Source organism: Phytoactinopolyspora endophytica (assembly GCF_004138495.1).
Taxonomy (GTDB): Bacteria; Actinomycetota; Actinomycetes; order Jiangellales; family Jiangellaceae; genus Phytoactinopolyspora; species Phytoactinopolyspora endophytica.
In genome coordinates, this window is the sequence record NZ_ML142878.1 from 43891 (window position 1) to 45698 (window position 1808).

3 protein-coding genes are annotated in these 1808 nt (G+C 64.7%); 2 read left to right on the top strand and 1 reads right to left on the bottom strand.

Annotated elements, in window-relative coordinates; translation table 11 throughout:
• Both ELR45_RS32990 and ELR45_RS32995 read left to right on the top strand, forming a co-directional pair.
• Positions 1–404 (top strand): hypothetical protein (locus ELR45_RS32990; RefSeq protein ID WP_165368319.1); only part of this gene is annotated, 404 nt, incomplete at its 5' end.
• Positions 394–1344 (top strand): nucleotidyl transferase AbiEii/AbiGii toxin family protein, encoded by a 951-nt coding sequence (locus tag ELR45_RS32995; protein WP_129670070.1) that lies wholly within the window; start codon positions 394–396, stop codon positions 1342–1344. The genes ELR45_RS32990 and ELR45_RS32995, both read left to right, overlap by 11 nt.
• A 272-nt stretch (positions 1345–1616) precedes the next feature.
• Here ELR45_RS32995 and ELR45_RS33000 read toward each other — a convergent pair.
• The coding region (locus ELR45_RS33000) for a dihydrofolate reductase family protein (protein ID WP_205857755.1) at positions 1617–1808 on the bottom strand (192 nt) is incomplete at its 5' end.

The following is a 1808-nucleotide window of genomic DNA, read 5'->3' on the forward strand; positions in this document are numbered from 1 at the left end:
TCCCGCAGTACCCGGTCGGGCTGTACGACCAGTACATGCTCGCCGTGCTGTGGACACGCGCTCCCGAAGCGTGCCTGAGTCACGAGACCGCTTTGGACGCCTACGGCATCAGCGACGTCAATCCCAACCGCATCCACGTCACAGTGGGCAAGCAACGGCGCCTGCGCCGGACAGGTGGGGACGACTACGTCATCCATTACGAGGACCTTGTACCCGCTCAGATCGGGTGGTGGCAGGAGATTCCCACCGTGACGCCGGCGACCGCCATTGCTCAGTGCATCGTTTACGGCACGCCCACGTACCTGCTGCGGCAGTCGATCGAGCGGGGACACGCTCAGGGCTATCTGAAGACTGTCGAGCGAGACGCGCTAGGCGAGGCGTTGGAGGTCCGCCATGACCGATGAGTGCAACGGCTCCCGGCTGGCAGCGTTGCTACGAACCCTCACACCGAAGACCAAGCGGCCGGTGTCGGCGAAGGTACTCGACATCTGGATCTCCCAAGCCGAGGGAAGGCTCGGGGAGGAGGCAAAGGGCGGCCGGCTCGGTTGGCTGGTCGCGTCGTCGGTGGCCATCGCCGCGGTCCAGCGGGCTATCGACTCCGATGGCCGCCAACTGTTCCTCCTCAAGGGCGGCACGCTGCTCCAGCACCAACTCAACGCGACGGCACGTACCACCAAGGACGTTGACGGGCTCGTCCGTGGTGACCTCGACGAGTTCCTTCTTATCTTGGAGGACGCGCTGGCTGAGCCGTGGGGACCTCTGATGTTACGTCGAGACGAGGTGGAGGTGGTCGACGTTCCTACCAAGATCATCAGGCCACGCCGGTTCGACATCGTCCTTGAACTGCGTGGTGTGACTTGGCGGCGTATCCAGTTCGAGGTCTCACCGGACGAGGCGGGTATCGGCCAGGATTCCGAGGCCATCGAGCCGCCACCGCTCGGCGGCTTTGGGTTGCCGGACCCCGAGACCCTCGTCGGTATCGCGATGCGTTTCCAGATCGCACAGAAGATCCACGCGGTGTCTGATCCCCACAATCCTCCGAACTCGGTCAACGACCGCGCCCGCGACATCGTCGACCTCTGCTTACTCCAAGACCTCGCTGCGGCGACCGGCAGTCCCACCCTTCCTGAGATCCGTGCCGCTGGTGTCGCCTTGTTTGAGGCTCGCGCCCAGGAAGCAGGGCAACTTGGCCTGCCCACGAGGTCGTGGGCGCCGACGGTGATCGGCCACGGTCATTGGGGCGACGATTTCGTGCGGGCTGCAAGTCAGGCGAGCATCGATCTCTCGCTCGACGAGGCGGTCGCCGCGGTGAACGCCTGGATCGCCGAGATCGATGATTCCTGACCCGAGCGCTTACTGTCCGGGAGAGTCGCGGCTCGACGACGAGGAATGCACCCCATCGTTCGGTGTTGAACATTCCCTGGAAGGATTCGTAGGCGATCCTGCCGCGCAGCCGTGGCAGGATACTGGTCGAAGCGGCAGTGGTCCGCATGACGGCCGAAGCCACCGGACGGTACGATCGCGTCCCACGCGCCCCTGGCCGGGGAAGTCATGCCAGAAGCCCTCCCTAGCCACGTCTCGTCATGCTGTTATGCGGCTCGGACAGGGGCGGCTGATCAGGTGACATGTAAGGAGGGCCGGTAGATGAGCTCCTGGATGTTTCCGTCGAGCGTCCGGCTCTCGATCAGCTCGAGGTCGAAGTCGGCCGCACCTTCGAAGAGCGGGTCCAGTCCGGTCTGACCGGTGATCACGGGGAAGAGCGTCACCTGGACGCGGTCGACCAGACCCGCGGCCATCAGCGCCCGGTT